This is a genomic window from Fortiea contorta PCC 7126, assembly GCF_000332295.1.
Taxonomy (GTDB): domain Bacteria; phylum Cyanobacteriota; class Cyanobacteriia; order Cyanobacteriales; family Nostocaceae; genus Fortiea; species Fortiea contorta.
Window position 1 is genome coordinate 4,013,557 of the sequence record NZ_KB235930.1, and the last position, 19,856, is coordinate 4,033,412.

Here is a 19,856-nt window from a genome sequence, read left to right on the forward strand (position 1 = left end):
CATCTGGTTAGTAGATGTAATTCATTTGTCTTCGTCTGTGTTTGAGCTAATTACTTGGGTGCAGTTGGGTGCTGTGGAACTTGATCTCAATTACCAAACCTGCATCTAACGCCTATTTGCAGGGAGTAGTCATCAGAAATAAACTTAAAACCTAAAAAACTTTTACCTATGTTGGCACGCAGATAAGCAAGTTAAAAGCGATAGTTTAACTTGATTTTTTCCACATTCATTTAGTCTACATATATGAGTTTAAATATCGTTTAATGTCATCGATATTAACAACAAAAAAACTCATGTATGCTCACAAGAAATTGGCGCAACCTTTGTTCCGTAAAACTTGTGAAGATTATTTTCAGGTAAAAATCTATGCAAATAATCTCAAGTTTGCAGTCGTGATGCCGATATAGACAAACTGAATGGTCACTAGAAATTATCAGCATTGATCGCAGTTTTTAGGTCTGCTCACAAATCTGAAGCTGATGGTAGTTACAGCACCTTTAGTATATTTAGTTTGTGTTACGCAAATTAATGGTAGTTACAGCACTGGTATTATATTTAATCTTTTATGACATCGTTATTAGTATTCGTCTCTTACTTTTGGTAGACTTAATCAAGTAAGCTCTGACTAGAAAAAACGCAGCAGGCAATGCACCAAATTTGTCATAACAGAGCGTACTTAAGTGAGACGAAAATAACGACGCTAAAATCCCTGGTAGAAGACTATCCAAACCGTACCTAAGGGTAACGAATTAGATGAGTAGGTTTAATTTCAATGTTTGCTCACATGTCTTAATTTACACCACTTAAGCATACAAAGTCAGGTTTGTTTTGATAAAAAACGTTAATTTCACATAAACTTTATAAAAAAATCTGATATGTGTAGCGGCTTTTTGGAGATGGTTACAGCGGCAAAGCAATTGTAAATCCTTACTCCAGAACCTTATCAGCTTGTAGAATTAGCTGGATGAATGCTGTCAATAACGGTAATCTTACTTGCGTGACGAACTTGATGGTTAACAAAAATTTTACACTTAGATATTAATATTTCGTTAAATACTCTTTAACCATGTGCAATAAAACGTATACTATGATGTAATAGCACTTATAGTGTGTACCCAAACAAGGTTGTGATTTACCTTTGTCAGGGTAAGTACTATGTATCCAGACAAAGAGAGTTTTTACCTACCCGTTACGCAAGACCCAAGTTTGTTCACAGTCAACAAATAAACATAACCAGCACAAAGCTTTGTAGGAGTTGTGCGGGTCAACCTGTAACCAAAATTAACGCAGCAGGTATTTAAGGTTGATTCTACACAAAGCAGCAGAATTGCGATTAGTAATCTTCACATCGAAGAGTGAAATAATGTCATTCATTGTCCCGTGCTCTGTCACTACCGTATAAACCTAGAAAAATTTCTGAAAAGCTACAGAGAGGCCTGTATATCCAAAATGGACAGTTTGGAAATTACCTAAATTTAAGTACTGGAAATTATACTGCCTACCACTCAATGAGGATGGCGATAGTCAGGCTTAGATTGCTCCAAGGTGTTACATAAATTGTTTTTATTTACCCCAAAACGAATAAAAAATGGAGAATTATTCTATTCAACCCTTAAATTCCCCCCAGAATACCATAACTGCGCCTCAATCTGTACCACTGCAAGCTTTTTCAGGGTTTGAGGAAGAAGGTGCTGGTTGGGACATACGTCAATTTCTAGGTGCTTTACAACGACGAGCACTGGTGATTGCAGGAATAGCAAGCATTGTCATGGGTGGTGTTACTTACACAACACTCCAGGAAAAATCTGTATATCAAGGAAGTTTTCAGATTTTAGTAGAACCAGTTGATGACGATGCTAGCTTGGGAAAAGTTAATGTAGACAACCCCAACCCAAATAAACTAACTCTAGACTATGAGAGTCAGATTCAGATTCTCAAGAGTCCTGAACTGATGAATGGAATCGTCAAGGATTTAAGAGTTTTATATTCAGATATCACCTATGATTCGCTTGTGCAATCATTAACTATTAGTCGGTTAGGTGAAACTAAAATTATACAAGTTAGCTATGCCAGTTATGATCGCAGTCGGATTAAAGTAGTCCTAGATAAAATTGCTAAGTCTTACCTAGACTATAGCTTAGAGAAAAGGAAAACCAAGTTACGCCAAGGTGTTAAATTTGTTGATCAACAACTACCCACTATTAGAAATAGGGTAGATCGGTTGCAAAAGGAATTACAAATATTCCGACAAAGATATGACTTTATTACTCCAGAAAATGAAGCCTCGGAGATTTCTAGCAAATTCAGCAATTTATCTAGTCAAAGAACCACACTCAATCAGCAGTTAGCCGTATCTCGTGATGTTTTTACTAACTTAAGCGCAGACCAAGGAAAATTAGCAGCACTGAATGCTTCACCTGCGTATCAACAAATGATTACCCAGTTGCGGCAAATAGAGGTGCAGATTTCTGGAGAATTAGCTCGGTTTCAACCAGATAATCCTACCATCCAAACTTTAGAAGAAAAAAGACAGAACATCTTGCCTTTAATAGCACAAGAAGAGCGACGGGTGCTGGGGATAAAATACGCTGAGGCGGCGAATCAAATTCAAACTCTAGATGCACAGAGCCAAGAACTTGCTAAGGATGAAAAACTAGTTGAACAAAGAGCTAAGTTATTACCGATTCTTACTAGAAGATATACAGAACTCCAGCGAGATTTAGGAATTGCAACTGACAGTCTTAATCGGTTTTTAAGTACTCGTGAAAATCTCCTAATTAAAGTAGCTCAAACAGAACTACCTTGGGAGTTAGTTAAAGCAGCAGTGCAACCCAATGCACCAGTATCACCAAATATTCCTCAGAATTTGACTCTAGGATTTGCCGCTAGTTTGATTTTAGGAATTGGTGTGGCTTTACTGCTAGAAAAAACTGACAATACATACCATGCTGTTGGCAGTTTAAAAGATAATATTAGGCTACCAATATTAGGTATTCTGCCTTTTGATAAGAAGCTGCAAAATAGTCAACATCATCTCGCAGTCGTGGCTGGAGAGAAACAAATAGCGGCGGGAGATGAGCCTCGCCAAAACATTTTTAATCGTCAGTTTGGGAGTGCTAGAAGCACTGGTAGAGGCAAATTTTGGGAAGCTTTACAGGTACTTTATACGAATATTCAACTACTTAATTTTGAGCGTCCAATTCGCTCTTTAGTTGTGAGTTCGCCACTTCCAGGAGACGGTAAATCGACGGTAGCATTCCAATTAGCTCAAACAGCTACAGCAATGGGTAAACGAGTACTGCTGGTAGATGCGGATTTGCGCCGACCACAATTGCATAACCTCTCAGAGTTAAATAATGTGCAAGGTTTGAGTAGTGTAATTTCAACTAATCTACCTGTAGACCAAGTGATTCAAGAAGTACCGGGAACGAGCGGTTTGTCGGTAATTACGGCTGGCCCAATATTACCAGATCCCGCAAGATTACTCGCATCAGAAAAGATGAAACAACTGATGGCTCATTTCCATCAAAACTTTGATTTGGTGATTTATGATGTTCCCTGCTTAGTAGGAATAGTTGATGCGAGATTAGTAGCACCACATACTGATGGGATAGTGTTAGTGGTGAGGCTGGACAAGACAGATAAATCTGGGTTGATAGAAGCTCAAGACAGCTTGAGAATTTCGCCAACGAATGTTTTAGGTATTATTGCCAATGGAGATAAAGGTAAACTTAATGATGTTAGTTATTCCCATAGTTCTCATGGATAGAGAGAGTGGTTGTTAAGGATTGTAGAAATATCTTTTGGGGTGTAGAGACGTGGCTTTTGCTTCGTCTCTATTTTTCATTTGTTACTAAATTTATTTCTCTTTTAGCGTCCAAACACCTTGATCCCAATCTGTATCTGATGGGGCTGATTGCATCCAGTACTGACAGCGGTGCAAATGTAAAAGCGCGGCTTGATCTGTATTGTCAATAGCTAAAACTTTAGCAAACTCATTTCTAGCTGAACTAAATTGACGATTGAGGTAATATTCTCGTCCTTGATGATAATGTTCAATCATTTCTAGTTTTTGACTACTAATAATATCCGTACGTAATCCCAGGAGTTCATAGATGGCTACTGGCTCATTTCTACCTTTGACGCGAATGTAATCGAGTTCTCTAGACCAAATATTTTCTTGGCATAGTTTATGGGTATTTTCGCTAATAATAATGTCGCAGCCATACTGTTTGCTGACACTTTCTAGGCGAGAACCAAGGTTAACACCATCACCAATGGCGGTAAATTCCATGCGTTTACTCGAACCAATATTACCGCTGATGACGACATCGGAATTAATGCCGATACCGATGTTAATTTTAGGCTTATTAGCTGCGTAGCGACGGTTATTAAATTCTTGTAAGCGATGGCGCATTTCTAAAGATGTTTGTACGGCCATCCAAGCGTGTCCTTCTAAAGGGAGGGGGGAACCAAAGACGGCCATAATAGCATCACCGATATATTTATCGAGGGTACCTTTATGTTTAAAAACTGCTTCTACCATTGATTCAAAATATTCGTTGAGCATACTCACCACTTCTTCTGCTTCGAGATTTTCGGTGAGGGTGGTATAGCCACGAATATCAGAAAATAAGATGGAAACTTCTTTGCGATCGCCTCCTAATTTCGCATCATCTAATTTCAATAATTCTTCTGCTAATTCTTGGGTCATGTAGCGATACATTGTACTTTTGAGACGTTTTTCATCGCTAATATCTTCCATGACAACTAGTGCGCCACGGACTTGTTGTTGATTGCTGGCGTCAGCAATGGTGTTAATTGATAAATTAATACTATGTTGTTCTGTACCTGTGGTAATGAGTGTGCGATCGGGATAATATTGCTGACGGCATTTGATATCATTTGCTTGTAAAGCATTTTGACACCATTTACTAAAGTCGCCTTCTTTTATATCTATGATGTTATTAATTAATTTACCTTCTAAACGATCATCTTCTTTTAAACCTAATAACCGTTTGGCGCTTTCGTTAGCCGCAATTACTAAACCTGCTTGATCTGTAGAAATTACGCCATTAGAAAGACTACGCAACATATCGCGCTGTAGTTGTTCTTGTTGCTTAACTGTGGCAAACAATTGTGCGTTTTGTAATGCTACTCCAGCTTGGATATTAAAAGCTTCCATAAACTCTTCGTCGTTGTGATCAAAACTAGCTTGGAAGCATTCAGGAGCTTTTGGCCAATGGACGGGATTATAAGCCGGAAAATTCCCTGATTTCTTTTTATTAACTAACTGAGTGACGCCGATTAATTGTTGATCGGCGTTGAATACCGGCATACAAAGTAAACTACAAGTGCGATAGCCATTTTGTTGGTCAAGTTGTTTAGCTGTATCCGAATCTGGATGCTCATATAAATCAAAAGGTATATTTAATTTTTTACCGGATACTGCTACTTTACCAGCAAAGCCTTTACCGATGGGAATGCGTAATTCTTTAGTAACACCGTTATCTGGGGTAATTTTTGTCCATAATTCGTGACGATCGCTATCTATCAACCAGAGGGTACTGCGATCGGCGCTCATTAATTCTTTGGCTTCATCCATTACCCGTTTGAGGGTATCTTCTAAATCAAGACTACTTTGGGATAGTGACTTAATTGCTTTCATCAACGCTGCGGCTGCTCTTTGCTTTTGCGTGGCTGCATAAAAGGAGCGAGATGATTCTAAAATTAGGCGAATGGAAGGAGCAAATTCTTGAAATAATTGCTCATCGGCTTTAGTAAAACCGGATTGATCAACGCGATCGCTAATGGGATCATGAGGATTATGGACAGCTTTTAATTTATTTAATAGTTGTACTACGGCTACTAATTGCCCATGTTCATTTAACAATGGTAAAGCTAACATTGTATAGGTACGATAGCCAGTAATTTTTTCTTGTGCTTGAGCAAATACTGACCGAGAATCTTGATAAAAATCGTAGGGAATATTAATTACTTGTTTAAAAGTGGCGACTTCTCCCGCAATTCCTTTATCGGCGGGGATGCGAATTTCTAAAGAGCGATCGCCTTCTGTTTCTGCTAATATTGACCACAGTTCTTGTTTAGCTTCATCTAATAGAAATATCGTCGTGCGGTCTGCACCTAATAGCTCTCCCGTTTTCAGAGTAATTGAGTGTAACATCTCTTCCAGGATGGTTTCAAAACCCTGAGAATCTAACATTGACAGAGTTTGATGAACAATATGTAATTTTTGTTCAACTTCCTGAACAACCTGTTTAAAGGTATCCTGAGTTAGGGGAGCCAGAAAGGAAGAGATAGTTCCTTTTTTGGTAGCAAGAGCGCCCACAGGGGGAGAACTTTGTGGCCAATAGTTGTTTTCTTGCTTGTGAACACCAATAATCAGATCGGTAGTCTCATCAAAACTACGTTGATGCAATGACATAATTAGCTTCTGGTATAAGAGGATGAGATTTTGGTAATGTTATCTACGTGTGGCTGCAAGCAACGGTCAATTGCCATTATCCACTATCCAGCCCATTCTTAGTAGCATTCGTCACTGTAGAGCGCGTTCAGGATAAAAGTTGAAACTACTACCTCTCAAAGAGAGTGCTAGCACCCCGCGCCTAGTTCCACAAAGTTGTGAAATTATGTGCTTAATTGGTTTGGCGATCGCTAAAAGAGCATAAAATTCCAAAGTCTGCCGTCAAATAGCAGCCTTATAGAGATTGAGAGAGGTATTTATGAGCTGGGTTAAGGTGCTTTCCCAAGAGGAATTACCGCCTAATGAACGCAAGGTGGTGAAAGTTGAACAGCGTAATATTCTGCTGGTTCACCATAACAACAAAATTTATGCTGTGGAAAATTCCTGTCCCCACATGAAGCTACCCTTAAAGAAGGGCAAAATCACTGATAATGGGGCGATCGTTTGTCCATTTCATCGTAGCGCTTTTGATTTAGCTACTGGTAGTCCTACGGAATGGATTACCTTTCCTCCCGGTGTTAACAAAGTGCTGGGTTTGATTTCCCAAGAAAAAGCTTTACCTGTTTTTACTACCCGTGTAGAGGAAGGAAGTATTTGGGTAGAGTTGTAATTATTTGTTGAGTCTTTGTTGTGGGATGAAAGATGAGGAATTTTGCTCCTAATCTTTCATCTTTTTTTAATGCGATCGCTCTCTATTTGTGTTGGGTTACACCAATTTAAACGTGAGGGCACAACATTGTTGTGCCCCTACCTATCTGTGGCATTCTTTTTTCAAATCGGTATTACACTGTGATTTAAACCAACAATCAAAACAAAAACCCTCACTCCTATCAAATAAGAGCAAGGGTCAAGAATAACGGATAAATCTATACTCTTGCGGGTAAAGATAATCGTGCTGGTTGCTCTAATTTATGACCGACATTTTGATTAATTTCTTCCCCTGCTAACAAATCTCGAATTAATTTTGTCACGGCTTTTTGTACTAGGCGATTGGTAATTTGTTGACCTAAACGCTGGACATCAGGATTGAATAATAACTGGGCGATTTGGGGCGCTAGCTGGGCTGGATCAAAGCCACGAGTTTCTCTGAGAATGCTGGAAATACGTTTAATATGTTCTAAGGTTTGTTGTTGTTCGATTGATGCGGCTGGGGTTTCGTTGACTGCTGTTAAACCTACTCTTTCTCGCAACAAATAAGTGAAGTTATGCAAAACGTTTTTACCTAAAGCATTTAATCCGTTGACTAATTCATCTACTAATTTGTCACGAATAAATGCGCCTCGTTCCGAAGCAAGAAAATCTACGCCTTGATTCACAACTAAGTTTAAGTCGTAGTCTTCATTGCTGCGCGCATTGCGTAATAAGTTTTCTAAACGATTCCAGCGGAATTTTCCATCTTTAAACAGCAAATCTCTTAGAGATATTCTTAATTGCGGTGCGGGGTCTGTTAATAAACGTTTAGCAACGTAGGGATAAGCTTCGCTGAGGACTTTAAAGTTAGGATCTATGTAAATAGCGATGCCTTCGAGGGTGACGAGGGAGCGAATAATTAGGGCGTAATAGGGGGGTACGCGGAAGGGATATTCATACATTAAAGCCGATAATTCATCAGTGATGCTTTTAATGTTTAAATCGGCGACGCTGGCGCCTTGAGCATCGGCGAAGACGTTAGCAAAGGCGGGGATAATCGGTGTGAGGTCGGTATCTGGTGCTAAAAAATCTAATTTGACGTAATCTTTCGCCAAGCCTTCAAAGTCACGGTTGACGACGTGGACGATCGCCTCGATTAAACCATAGCGTTGGGGTGGCTGAATCTCGCTCATCATCCCGAAGTCGAGATAAGCTAATTTCCCGTCTGGGGTGGCTAACAAGTTTCCGGGGTGGGGGTCAGCATGGAAAAATCCGTGTTCTAATAATTGTCGCAAAGAACACTGCACACCCACTTCAATTAGATAACGAGCGTTGATACCTTGGGCGTTAATTTCTGCTGTTTGGGTTAATTTAGTGCCGTTAATCCACTCCATCGTCAAGACGCGACGGTTGGTGTATTCCCAGTAAATTTTGGGAACATATATGTCTTTGATGTGACCATATAATTGAAAAAAGCGCTCGGCATTTTCGCCTTCGTGGATGTAATCCATCTCTTCAAAAATGCGATCGCCTAATTCATCCAAAATACCCACTAAGTCGGAGCGTATCCGCTTAAAGTTTTTCTGCGCCCAACCGGCAATTCCCCGTAAAATATATAAGTCAATGGTAATTCGCTCTTTTAAATCGGGGCGTTGGACTTTAACTGCTACTTCTTCACCAGTTTTTAGCTTACCTTTGTATACTTGTCCCAAGGAAGCGGCGGCGATTGGTGCTCTTGAAAGTTCGCCGTAGATTTCATCTGGTGGCGCGCCTAGTTCTTCTTCAATAAATTGATAAGCAATTTCATTCGGGAAGGCGGGTAATTGGTCTTGTAATCTCGCTAATTCTTCCAAATATACGGGCGGAACTAAATCTGGTCTGGTGGATAAGGCTTGACCAATTTTGATGTAGGCTGGCCCTAATTTCGTTAATAATTCTTTGAGTTGAACGGCTCGACGGTGGTCATTTTTGACGACAATTCCCCGTTTGCTGTCCCACCACAAGCCGAACACAAAAGAAAGGGTGGGACGCAACACAGCAAAAATCCGCTGCAAAACTTGCAGGGGTCTTTGGCGGTAGTGCGCTACTATCTCCACTGGATTGTAACGTATTGTTTCTAGTTCGGATTGGGCTGTTGTTAGTGCCCGCTGTTGTTGGGCGGCGAGCAGTCTGGGCGATTTCACAACCAAGGCTGGTGTATGATCATCTGGCACTATCTCAGCAATGTATGGTTGATCGCCGTTGTTGTAATTAGTGCGATCGCTGTCCTCGAACGGTCGGGAATTGGGGGGAGATGTCTTAACAATCATGAAGAATGCCACCGGTCGAATATATTCTTGTTAAGTATTGTAACAATATCTGAGTGATGGGGCATGGGGCATTGCCCATTAGTTCAAGCCCCATCTCTGTCTTGAAAAGTTTTGCGCCCCTGTTACCCGGACGCGCAACGCCAGTTGTTTCAAGTCGGGAAACCCGCCCACAACACTGGCTCAACTTTTCGCTTTATGCGTGGGGTAATTTCAGACTTCAGACTTCAGACTTCAGACTTCAGACTTCAGACTTCATACCTCATACTTCAGCCTTCATACTTCATACTTCAGCCTTCAGTTAATGCCTGAATAAACGAGTTGGTTTTGGTACACTGAAATGGGTTCGCTATTTCAATAGTAGTGGGTAATGCTGTTTGCTTAAAGATTGGGCACAATATCCTGTAAGTTTTTAATGATCCAGAATCTGCTTTTACGGAGAATTTGGTCTGATGTTGCTTTGTTTGCGAATTGAGAATTTTGCCCTCATCGACCAACTGGAATTGGAATTTGGCGTTGGTTTGAATGTCTTAACTGGAGAAACTGGGGCGGGTAAATCGATTATTTTGGATGCGATTGATGCGGCTTTGGGAGGAAAGGTATCTAGTCGGGTGATTCGCACGGGGACGAGTCGGTCGATGGTGGAGGCGACTTTCACCTCTAGTCCGGCGTTAACTGTTTGGTTGAATGAACAGGAAATCGATTTAATTGATGAAAATTGTGTGGTGATTAGCCGAGAAATTACGGCGACGGCGAGTAATATTCGCAGCAGATCGCGGGTGAATGGGGTATTGGTGAATCGTCAAATTATGGGAGGATTGCGCGATCGCCTTGTGGAAATTACAGCCCAAGGTCAAACTGTACAAGTAGGACAATCTTCTCAAGTGCGGGATTGGTTGGATTTACACGGTGGTGATGCTTTAATGAAACAGCGTCACCAAATCGCTACTGTATTTGTGACTTACCAACAAGCCCATCTAGCTTTGGAAAAACGCCGCACTTCTGAACGAGAGCGACTACAACAACTAGATTTGCTCACCTATCAAGTGCAAGAATTGGGCGCTGTTAATCTTCATGATGTTAATGAATTAGAACAACTGTTGCAAGAGCGAGAACGCCTCAACCATGTGGTGGATTTGCAGCAGATGAGTTACAAAATCTATCAGGCTTTGTATCAAAGTGATGATGAAGCGCCAACGGCTGGAGATTTACTGGCTGATAGTGAAGCATCATTAAATGATATGGTTGAGTATGATGACCAACTGCAACCATTACTGGATTTAGTGAAGGATGCCCAAACAGCGGTGATGGAAGTCGCTAGACAAATCAACGCTTATGGGGAAGGTTTAGAAGCTGACCCCCAGCGATTGGAAGAGGTAGAGGAACGCATCCGGGAATTAAAGCAAGTTTGCCGCAAATATGGCCCGACACTGCAAGAAGCGATCGCCTATTATCAACGCATCCAAACAGAATTAGCGGAACTAAATAATAGTGAACAATCTATTGAGAATTTAGAACAGCAAGAGCAAGCTTACTTAACAAAACTTACTCAAGCTTGTCAAAAATTAACCCAGTCGCGGCGTCAAGCAGCAGTGAGTTTAGAGTCACGGTTGCTGTCGGAACTCAAACCCCTAGCGATGGAAAAGGTGCAATTTAAGGTAGATATTGTCCCCACCACCCCAACCGCATTTGGTGCAGATAAGATTACCTTTATGTTTAGCCCCAACCCTGGGGAACCATTGCAACCTTTAACAGAAATTGCTTCTGGTGGGGAAATGAGCCGCTTTTTATTGGCGCTAAAGGCTGGTTTTTCCCAAGCGGATGCAGCGGGGACAATGGTATTTGATGAAATTGATGTGGGGGTTTCGGGAAGAGTCGCCCAAGCGATCGCTGAAAAATTACACCAGCTCAGTCAACAACAGCAAGTGTTGTGTGTGACTCACCAACCCTTAGTTGCGGCTATGGCAGATAAACATTTTCGAGTCGATAAACAAATCATTAATCCTCATAATGGTAATACAGAACAGCGGACTGTGGTGCGAGTTACTCAGTTAGAAAATTTAACCACTCGCAGGGAAGAACTAGCACAACTCGCTGGTGGTAAATCTGCAATAGAAGCGATCGCTTTTGCTGAATCGTTGTTATTGCAAGCTGCTAATCACCGTCGCGGGGCTGGTTAATTTACAAATTCTATGTTGGTTTTTGCTGGGGAAATCTTTTGAACAAGGTATCGGGTTTAATGTCAACCAGAACTGCTATTTCCCAGGAATGTTGACGCGAATTTTGTAAACTGAAGTACAAGCTGTGATATACAGGCTTTGGTAATCATCATCGCCCCAAGCACAATTGGCTGGTGGTTCTGGGGTTACGATTGTGCCTAAATGGCTACCATTGGCGTCAAAAACCCATATCCCCCCAGCGCCGGTACAATAAACATTACCCTGAATATCAACTTTCATCCCATCAGGTAATCCGGGTTGGGGAATATTCATATCATGAAAAATCCGGCTGTTGGTGAGAGTTCCCTCGGCTTGGACGTCAAACACGCGGATATGACGCCTCATGGAATCATCTATATAAAGCTGCTTTTCATCTGGGGAAAAAGCTAAACCGTTGGGTAATTGAAAATCATCAGCAACAACTGTTAATTGTTGACTATCAGGTGAGAAGCGATAGACTCTTTGCTGTGGCTGGTCTTGTTGCTTGGCGATCGCTATATCCAATGGATCGGTAAAATAGATACTACCATCGCTTTTGACGACTACATCATTGGGAGCATTTAATTTTTCCCCTTGAAATTGATCAGCTAAGACTGTAATTGTGCCATCTTTTTCTAGGCGGGTGAGACGCCGTGTCTGAGACTCACAAATAATTAATCTTCCTTGTAAATCCCTAGTCAAACCATTGGAATTATTGCTAGGTTCTCGAAAAATTTTCACTTCCCCACCAGCACTCATCTGCAAGATTTTGTTTCCAGGGATATCGCTAAACAGTAAGCATTTTTGCTCTTGCAACCAAACTGGCCCTTCTAGAAACTGAAATCCTGTGGCTAGGCGCTGGGGTTTAGCTGTGGGAGAAATGAGAGTATAAAATTTTTCCGATTCAGCTTTTGTATAGCCGACGGCTAATTTTTGTTTAATCCAGGTTTTAATACCTAACATTTATTTTTCCTGATAGTTAGTTTTAATGCTTCGGTAGTGCACCCTAGTTTTGCTCTGCTACAGACTAGCACAACTGATACACCTATTTTTGGCGATGAAAGTCCAGGTTTTGGACGAAGCAAGGATGAAGTAAGAATTGGTACAAGCAAAGCACAAGCGTGGGCGAAAAAATCAACGGTTCGGCTTCTCCCAAGGGAGACGCTACGCGTAGCTTGCTTCCCCGTAGGGGTACGCTCACTGTTGACTCTGAGGGAAGCCGAAGGGTCAAACTTTTTTCTTTAATTCCAACCCCATCTGTTTATAGGCGGGGTAATTTCAGACTTCATACTTCATACTTCATACTTCAGTTGACTAATTGCTCATGTCTACAACGATTCCAAATAGCTCAAAAGGTCTGCCATTTCTTGGACGCTGGGTTGAAATTTTGGCATTGGTGGTGTTTCGCCGCTAATGACTTGGTGAATTAGTCCATAGCGAGATTTGCGCTTGGAAACAGTTTGTAAGCTGGGCCCTACTCGCCCATCTGCGGCTAAACCGTGACAACCTGCACAGTTAATCTGAAAGATGGCGTGTCCTTGAACTAAATCTCCTTTGCGGGATAAAACACTCTTGACGTATGGATCAGAGGCTCGAACCATCTGAACACCAAAAATGCCCAAAGTGATTACTAGCATTATCGCCAGAGCCGACAAGGCGATGCGCTGAATCAAAGTTTCAGGTTTGGTAATCTGGTTATCCAAAAGGTTTGCGGTGAAAGTCTAGGTGTACTGAAAAATTTCATTTCATACACATAGCTTAAAAGTTCTTGATGGTGTCTGCAAGCACAGAAAATAATTTTCCTACTACTTTTTTTCTAAAAACGCCGTGGGGCGCGGGATTCATCCCTGATTTGGTAAAATTAGAGGCGGGAAACAAATCTTGAATAATTGCCGAGAGGAGATTTACAGTGGTTGAACCCTTGTTGTCGGGTATTGTCCTGGGTCTAATTGTGGTTACTTTGAGCGGACTGTTTTACGCTGCTTATCGCCAATATAAGCGCCCGAATCAGTTGGGAGGTTAAGGGGCGATGAGGGGGATGGGGGGAAGAATCATTAATTCTTGGCTTCTCCTTGTCCCTCGCCTTCCCTCATTCCACAATGCTATAGAAAGTTAGGGTTGTGTTACCGTAGACCTTTTGGCGACATATTTCCCAGTTGGTAATCTCTGGAGGTGTCCAATCTTGGGAACTATGTTCCACGGCTATCTCTCCTGCGGCGTCTAGTAGATGATGTTGGGCGATCGCTTCTAATACTGGCTGATATAATCCACTAGCATAGGGTGGATCGAAGTAAATTCGATCAAATGTCTTGGCTGATAAGTTTTTTAACTGCTGTAAGACATTACCCCGCAATATCTGATATTCTTGCCCTGGATGAGCTACCATCTGCCAGTTTTGTTGAATAATGGCACTAGCTCGGCTCGACTGTTCTATTCCTACTACTAAGCTAGCTCCTCTACACAAGGCTTCCGCACCCATTGAACCAGTACCGGCGCACAAATCCAGCCAGCGACAGTCGGCGATTTTTCCTTGCCAAATATTAAAAACTGCCTCCCGTACTCTTGCACTGGTGGGTCTGGTATCGTTTCCTGGTAATGTTTTTAGCTGACGATTTCCGTAAATTCTGATAGACATTGGTCATTGATTATTGGTCATTTGTCATTGGTCATTTGTCGCTAGTTTTGAGCAAAGGACAGGACAACTGACAAAATCATATTATGCTGCGACTTGTTCGCGGACTTGAGCAACAAAATTAGACAGGATTTGCAAGCCGATGTTTGAAGATTTTTCGGGGTGAAATTGGACTGCCATGAGGTTTTCATGAGCGATCGCAGATGTGATATTTTGTGTACCGTGGGTAACAGTTGCGGCGCGAATTTGCGGGTCAGTCGGCTCTACATAGTAGGAGTGGACAAAATACACCCAAGGTGAAGAGGGTAGGTGTTCCCAAAGAATGCTTCTGGGTTGAGTTATTTCTAATTGATTCCATCCCATATGGGGAATGGTGATTCCTGGTTCGGGACGAAATCGCCGCACTTTCCCGCGCACAATTCCCAGTCCGCGTTGAGTACCTTCTGCGCTGGATTCAAAGAGAATTTGCAAGCCTAGACAGATACCTAAAAACGGTTTACCAGATGCTATCACTTCTTTAATCGGTTGTTCTAAACCACGCGATCGCAAATTTTGCATGGCTGGATCAAATGCTCCTACTCCTGGCAAAATCACTGCATCTGCCTTAGCTAAATCTTTGGCACAATGAGTAATCTTAGGAGTGGCTCCAGCTTTTTCTAAGCCTTTGCAGACTGAATGCAAATTCCCCATATCATAATCTATGACTGCAATAACTGGCATTGACCGGCTCCTTCTAAATTTATTATGGAGGGTAACTCTATTCTAAATAATATTCGTTATGAAGAAAAGCATTCTATTAACTTCTTTTGACATTTGGTTGAGTGAACAACAATCTAATTCTTCAAATGATTTACTACTTGAAGTTGCTAAATGTGACTCGCTCCCTGATGGGTTAACTTTTTTGCACCAATTACCTGTAGATGTGGAACTGGCGAGTGAGCGGGTAATTGCCAAAATTAAGGAACTCCAACCGGATTACATTATCTGTTGTGGTATGGCTGCCAAGCGTACACAATTGAGTCTGGAAGCGTGTGCTAGCTGGGGAGAAAGTTTTTTGCACACACAAGTTGATTTAGCACAATTGGTCTGGGGAGCAAGGGCAATTGAGATTAGCTATGACTGTGGTAAATTTGTCTGCGAGGGTCTTTATTATTCGGTGTTGGACTACCTGGGACAGTCACAATTGAAAGCAGATTGCATTTTTGTCCACGTTCCGGTTTTGCATCAAGAAAATCTGATGGACATCCTGAAAGATTTCTTATTAATTATTAACAAACTGGCACTTTCCTAAAATTGTTGGCGTCATCAGGTAAACAAAATAGCCAGTTATATGTTGCCATTATTACTCAGTTTTTCCTTGGCTCAAACAACTCCACCGACACCACCCCAAGAGGTGGTACAACCGCAAGTAGTGCGTCCTTTACCAGGAAGGTTAGATACGATACCTGTTTTTAACAGCAATAGTCCAGAATTAGTTTTACAAGAAGGAATTTTACTGTCTACTTTTCCATCAACTGGAAAGCAATTTCCCCAAGCGCATCTTGATTTTCCTTTTCAAGGACGGTTTGATATTTTTGCTCATCATGTGGCGAAAGCTGAACCACCGGAGAATTTAAAATCGCTTTATCTGGGGATAATTTTACACAATCCGACTTCTCGACCTGTAAGTGTGAATATTTTGCAGGCGGCGAGTTATTTGAGTCAACCAGATGCACCGTTTGTACAGTCGCCATCTTTTAGTGAAAATAACTTAGGAACTGTGTTTGCAGGGCCTGGCGATCGCGCTACTAATGATATCCTTAGAGGCAAGAGACAAACAATTTTCCCCGAAGAAATTGTCATTGCTCCAAACTCCAGTCAGATGTTATTAAATTTACCGATTCCTGTGCAAGGCTTAACACCACCGCTGAACGGTCGATCTACTTTGATGCGGTTGCGGAGTAATGGTAGGATATATGCAGCGAGTCTGGCGATGTTTGCAAAAACTAATGCTGACGGTAGTGAGCGATCGCCGACTTTAGCTGAATGGGAAGATTTACTAAATAATGGAGATGTCGCTACTCCCAGAGATAAAGCGCCAACTCCTCTACAAAACACCGGAAAGCCGCAAATTTATGGACGTGTTGCGGGGGTTGCTAGAGGTTCCCAATGGCGAGCATTATTAGTAGATAGTCCCAAAACCAGATATTTAACTATTCCCCAATCTGGTCAAGTTTTTTCCTACGGTTTAAGCACTCTCCATGGTGGTACCTTGGGGACAGGTCAAATTCAAAGTGCAACTATGCTGCGGCGCTATCCAGACACCGCTTATCGCGCTCATGGTAACTATGGCATTCAATACAGTTTGCAATTACCTTTATATAACAACACCGAGAATTCGCAAACTGTGAGTGTATCTATCCAGACGCCTATCAAGGAAGACCAGTTAGTTCAACCAGGACTGCGCTTTTTTAGTACACCAGTGCGTCAAGTTTTCTTTCGCGGGACGGTGCGGGTACGTTATAAAGATGAGCAAGGACAACCGCAGACTAAATTTACTCATTTAGCGCAGACGAGAGGACAAGCAGGGGAACCCCTGGTTTTATTAAACCTGAAAGCAGGCGATCGCTCTTTGGTGGAAGTAGACTTTCTCTATCCCCCGGACGCTACACCACCGCAAGTATTAACGGTGATGACTCAGTAATGGGTGTTGGTAGAGATGTAAGATTTTGGGCGTTGCTGATTGAGAATATGGATTTATCTCGCGCATAGACGCGGAGCGGCTTCCCGCAGGGTAGGCGCAAAGGCGCAAAGAAGATCGCAAAAAATTGGACTTTTGCAAGAGGTCTATTGATTTGTCTCACGCAGAGTCGCAAAGGCGCAGAGAGTAAGAGGAGAGAAGAGTTAATTTCTGCGTTTCATATTTCTACTCTATTCCCTAACCCCTAACCCCTATTCCTTAAAGCCAATTACCAACTAATATATAAGGCGCCCAATATCCAGGACGAGTGTAGTTAGGATAATCTTTTAATAATTTTAATTGGGCTAGGCGGAGGGCTTCGGCTTTTGTTACTTGATTTTTTACTAGTTGGCGATAAAATTCTCCGATTAAAATTGCTGTGGATTTATCATTAATATGCCACATGGAGGCAATTGTACTCCGCGCTCCTGCTTTTACTGATGCTCCCGCCAAGCCTAGGGTTGCACGATTATCGCCTGCGGCTGTTTCACAAGCACTTAAAACTAGCATTTCTAAGGCTGTTGGGCGAGTTTCGTCTTGACGACGCAGTAAGCTATCAAATTGTAAAACATTAATTGGGCCATCGTTGGCTAATATAAAGGTGTTTTCTGGACGGGAGCTAAATTGACCGTGGGTTGCGAGATGTAAAACGTTGAAGTTTGTGGTATTAACGTTTTTTTCTAAGTTATTACTGGTGAATTCTGCGTCTAATAATTTTTTGGTGGTTATTCCTGCTTGGGTGATGAAATTAAACTCTGATTTAATTTCTGGTAAGGTGCGAAACTGTGGAAATTCTTTTGGTGGTTGGACTAGACCGGCTGCTAAAACGTTTATGGGGGCTGAAGTTGGGGATTTGGGCGTAATTAATTGTAATCCTAAACTTAAAGCTACGGCGTATTTTTCTACGAGATATTTCTCTCCATCATATAATGCTGCCATCGGAATATTGCGGAGGTCGCCATCTAAGACAAATACTAAGGTTTTAACTTGGCTTGTGGCTAAGGTTTTTTCAATTTCTTTGGGAATTAACCAATCGTGAACTGTTTTGGCGAGTAGTTGTACTTCTTCTTCTTTGTCTGGTTCTAGAATATTGGCGCGCAATTGTTCTAATATTTTTTCTATTTTCTGTTGAGATTGATTAATTACATATCGGCGTAGTGGTTGTTGGGGAATTTTAATAATGACTTGCAGTTGCTGGGGTAAAATTATGGGATAAATGATGGCAGATGTGGGATTATCTTTGTCTACTACGTCATCTAAAATGACGGTTTTGGCGTTAATACAAGCTTGGCGAAAGAAATCGTCTAACTCTGCGAGTTGTAATGATTCCATTCTTTGTCTAGCTTTTTCTAAATTTTCTTGACTAGCTGCAGATGTGGTTGTTTGTAATAGCAATTCTACAGATTGACGATATACTGGCTCGACGCTTTCTTTAAATCCATATTGGATATCGCGGTTAACTGCAACTAAATCGCTCCGCAGTGACTGCAATTCACTAATTGCTGTATCATAAGCTGTGATGGCATCGGCAATTTTTCCTTGTTGTTTTAACAATCTTCCTAATTGCCAATGCCAACGATACGCGATGTCTGGGGCGTTGATACTTTGAGTTAAAATCAGCGCTTTTTGCGTCACTGTTTGAGCGTCTGACCATTGTTGTGTTTGTTCGTATAAACTACCTAAGGTACCTAATGCATAAGCTTGGGCGCGTTTATCTTCTAAATCGCTAGCTTGTTGAAAGGTGGTGGCTAATAATTGGGCAGTATATCGATTTTTTTGAGTTTCATTCCCCATTTTCATCAAAGTTTGCGCTAAATGAATTTGAGCGTAAATTGTTGACTGACTGGGTGGTAAGTTGAGGAGGTGAGTTTGAATTTGGGGTAATAGTGCTGCTGCTAAGGAATCTTGTTTTGTGCTGACAAGTAAATTTAACTGGTTAATTTCTGCTGTGATTTTGGTGATGGGTGTGGGAGCAAGTTGTGCTGCTTGTTGGTAGTAAACTAAGGCTGCGGGGATGTCTTGTTTTATTCTGGCTGTATTTCCTAAACTAGATAATGTTGCGCTCATCTCGGCTGTGGAGCGCAAATTTTTAGCAATCTCTAGACTTTGTTGCAATACTTGCTGAGATTGCGCTAAATCACCTACTAATTGCAGAGTATCACCAAGCGATCGCAATTCCACTACTTTTGTCAGAGAATGAGGACGGGCTTGCAAAGTTGAGCGCAAATCAGATAAGATGGAGAGCGATCGCCGATAGAATCCCAACACTTGTAGTGCTTGCGCTTGGTTAATGCGATCGCTAATAATTCCACTTTCATGATTAGCTTGCTTATATAATGCTTCTGCACGCTCCCAAGTAGCGAGTGCTTGTTCAGCTTGTCCTAACTCTAGTTGAATAGAGCCTTGATTATCTAATATCTGCGCTAAAGTTACAGGATTTATTTTCTCGCTTTCTAGCAGTTGTAAACTCTCTTGCACTTTTTGATTGGCTTGTTGCCAAAGTCCCAGCTTTTGATACCCTAAAGCTTGGTTGCTTAACGCCACTGCTTGTTTTAATTTGTTGCCTTGATAGCGATAATTGTCAACTGCTTGTTGCAAAACTTTAATTGCTTCGGCAAATTGTCCTTCATCATAAAGAATTTTACCTTGTTGCAGCCAGTCGCGGGCATCGGGGCGAGAAATTTGTAATTGTAGAGAATTAATTTCCGGAGTTTTCGCAGTCGTGGGAGTAACGACAATGCACAACAGAAAAGCCATCAGCCCTAAAAGAATTAGGAATTGCCATTTGTCACCCCATGAAAGTTTAATCATACCTTTTTTTAGTAAATGCTGTAAGCGATCGTTCTCGTACCGATTCACAAAAACCTTGATACAAATAAATTTCTTT

General features: G+C 41.5%; 13 protein-coding genes. 6 read left to right on the top strand and 7 right to left on the bottom strand.

Annotation, left to right across the window (positions count from 1 at the left end; all coding sequences use genetic code 11):
- Nucleotides 1-1,588 precede the first annotated feature (1,588 nt).
- Entirely contained in the window at nt 1,589-3,769 is a 2,181-nt protein-coding gene (locus tag MIC7126_RS0118650; RefSeq protein WP_017654688.1) for a GumC family protein, read from the top strand.
- A gap of 90 nt (nt 3,770-3,859) precedes the next feature.
- Here MIC7126_RS0118650 and MIC7126_RS0118655 read toward each other — a convergent pair whose 3' ends face one another.
- On the bottom strand, nt 3,860-6,445 hold the full coding sequence (locus MIC7126_RS0118655) for a GAF domain-containing protein (protein WP_017654689.1): 2,586 nt from the start codon (nt 6,443-6,445) through the stop codon (nt 3,860-3,862).
- Between the two features lie 298 nt (nt 6,446-6,743).
- On the opposite strand from MIC7126_RS0118655, the gene MIC7126_RS0118660 reads away from it, so the two are divergent.
- Nucleotides 6,744-7,094, top strand: a complete 351-nt coding sequence (locus MIC7126_RS0118660) for a Rieske (2Fe-2S) protein (protein WP_017654690.1) — start codon at nt 6,744-6,746, stop codon at nt 7,092-7,094.
- Nucleotides 7,095-7,350: 256 nt separating this feature from the next.
- Here the strand turns inward: MIC7126_RS0118660 and MIC7126_RS0118665 are convergent, their stop codons facing one another.
- Nucleotides 7,351-9,423, bottom strand: a complete 2,073-nt coding sequence (locus MIC7126_RS0118665; protein WP_017654691.1) for an ABC1 kinase family protein — start codon at nt 9,421-9,423, stop codon at nt 7,351-7,353.
- Between the two features lie 449 nt (nt 9,424-9,872).
- Between MIC7126_RS0118665 and recN the strand changes: the two genes are divergently transcribed.
- Nucleotides 9,873-11,600 carry a DNA repair protein RecN gene (gene recN / locus MIC7126_RS0118670; protein WP_017654692.1) on the top strand — a complete coding sequence of 576 codons (1,728 nt, stop codon included), beginning with the start codon at nt 9,873-9,875 and terminating at the stop codon, nt 11,598-11,600.
- 75 nt (nt 11,601-11,675) lie between these two features.
- Here recN and MIC7126_RS0118675 read toward each other — a convergent pair whose 3' ends face one another.
- The gene (locus MIC7126_RS0118675; protein WP_017654693.1) at nt 11,676-12,581 is read right to left on the bottom strand and encodes an SMP-30/gluconolactonase/LRE family protein; all 906 of its coding nucleotides are present in this window, start codon (nt 12,579-12,581) and stop codon (nt 11,676-11,678) included.
- 365 nt (nt 12,582-12,946) lie between these two features.
- Nucleotides 12,947-13,321, bottom strand: coding sequence for a c-type cytochrome (locus MIC7126_RS0118680; RefSeq protein ID WP_017654694.1), 375 nt, complete (start codon nt 13,319-13,321; stop codon nt 12,947-12,949).
- Between the two features lie 206 nt (nt 13,322-13,527).
- Between MIC7126_RS0118680 and petG the strand changes: the two genes are divergently transcribed.
- On the top strand, nt 13,528-13,641 hold the full coding sequence (gene petG, locus MIC7126_RS0118685) for a cytochrome b6-f complex subunit V (RefSeq protein WP_017654695.1): 114 nt from the start codon (nt 13,528-13,530) through the stop codon (nt 13,639-13,641).
- A gap of 66 nt (nt 13,642-13,707) precedes the next feature.
- On the opposite strand, the gene rsmD is transcribed toward petG, so the two are convergent.
- The gene (gene rsmD / locus MIC7126_RS0118690) at nt 13,708-14,253 is read right to left on the bottom strand and encodes a 16S rRNA (guanine(966)-N(2))-methyltransferase RsmD (protein WP_017654696.1); all 546 of its coding nucleotides are present in this window, start codon (nt 14,251-14,253) and stop codon (nt 13,708-13,710) included.
- Between the two features lie 81 nt (nt 14,254-14,334).
- Nucleotides 14,335-14,970 (bottom strand): imidazole glycerol phosphate synthase subunit HisH, encoded by a 636-nt coding sequence (gene hisH / locus MIC7126_RS0118695; protein ID WP_017654697.1) that lies wholly within the window; start codon nt 14,968-14,970, stop codon nt 14,335-14,337.
- A gap of 58 nt (nt 14,971-15,028) precedes the next feature.
- Here hisH and MIC7126_RS0118700 point away from each other — a divergent pair, with 58 nt between their 5' ends.
- Together MIC7126_RS0118700 and MIC7126_RS0118705 are read left to right on the top strand one after the other, a co-directional pair.
- On the top strand, nt 15,029-15,541 hold the full coding sequence (locus tag MIC7126_RS0118700; protein WP_017654698.1) for a C15 family peptidase: 513 nt from the start codon (nt 15,029-15,031) through the stop codon (nt 15,539-15,541).
- A gap of 39 nt (nt 15,542-15,580) precedes the next feature.
- Nucleotides 15,581-16,933: a DUF3370 domain-containing protein gene (locus MIC7126_RS0118705; protein ID WP_017654699.1), complete on the top strand. Its 1,353-nt coding sequence runs from the start codon at nt 15,581-15,583 to the stop codon at nt 16,931-16,933.
- 255 nt (nt 16,934-17,188) lie between these two features.
- Here MIC7126_RS0118705 and MIC7126_RS0118710 read toward each other — a convergent pair whose 3' ends face one another.
- Nucleotides 17,189-19,780 carry a CHAT domain-containing protein gene (locus MIC7126_RS0118710; RefSeq protein WP_017654700.1) on the bottom strand — a complete coding sequence of 864 codons (2,592 nt, stop codon included), beginning with the start codon at nt 19,778-19,780 and terminating at the stop codon, nt 17,189-17,191.
- Nucleotides 19,781-19,856: the final 76 nt, after the last annotated feature.

Coding starts and splice junctions, on each gene's coding strand:
- MIC7126_RS0118675 (WP_017654693.1), bottom strand. CDS start 12,581: ATGTTAGGTATTAAAACCTGGATTAAACAAAAATTAGCCGTCGGCTAT.
- MIC7126_RS0118655 (WP_017654689.1), bottom strand. CDS start 6,445: ATGTCATTGCATCAACGTAGTTTTGATGAGACTACCGATCTGATTATT.
- MIC7126_RS0118660 (WP_017654690.1), top strand. CDS start 6,744: ATGAGCTGGGTTAAGGTGCTTTCCCAAGAGGAATTACCGCCTAATGAA.
- MIC7126_RS0118700 (WP_017654698.1), top strand. CDS start 15,029: ATGAAGAAAAGCATTCTATTAACTTCTTTTGACATTTGGTTGAGTGAA.
- MIC7126_RS0118710 (WP_017654700.1), bottom strand. CDS start 19,780: ATGATTAAACTTTCATGGGGTGACAAATGGCAATTCCTAATTCTTTTA.
- rsmD (WP_017654696.1), bottom strand. CDS start 14,253: ATGTCTATCAGAATTTACGGAAATCGTCAGCTAAAAACATTACCAGGA.
- recN (WP_017654692.1), top strand. CDS start 9,873: ATGTTGCTTTGTTTGCGAATTGAGAATTTTGCCCTCATCGACCAACTG.
- hisH (WP_017654697.1), bottom strand. CDS start 14,970: ATGCCAGTTATTGCAGTCATAGATTATGATATGGGGAATTTGCATTCA.
- MIC7126_RS0118705 (WP_017654699.1), top strand. CDS start 15,581: ATGTTGCCATTATTACTCAGTTTTTCCTTGGCTCAAACAACTCCACCG.
- MIC7126_RS0118665 (WP_017654691.1), bottom strand. CDS start 9,423: ATGATTGTTAAGACATCTCCCCCCAATTCCCGACCGTTCGAGGACAGC.
- MIC7126_RS0118650 (WP_017654688.1), top strand. CDS start 1,589: ATGGAGAATTATTCTATTCAACCCTTAAATTCCCCCCAGAATACCATA.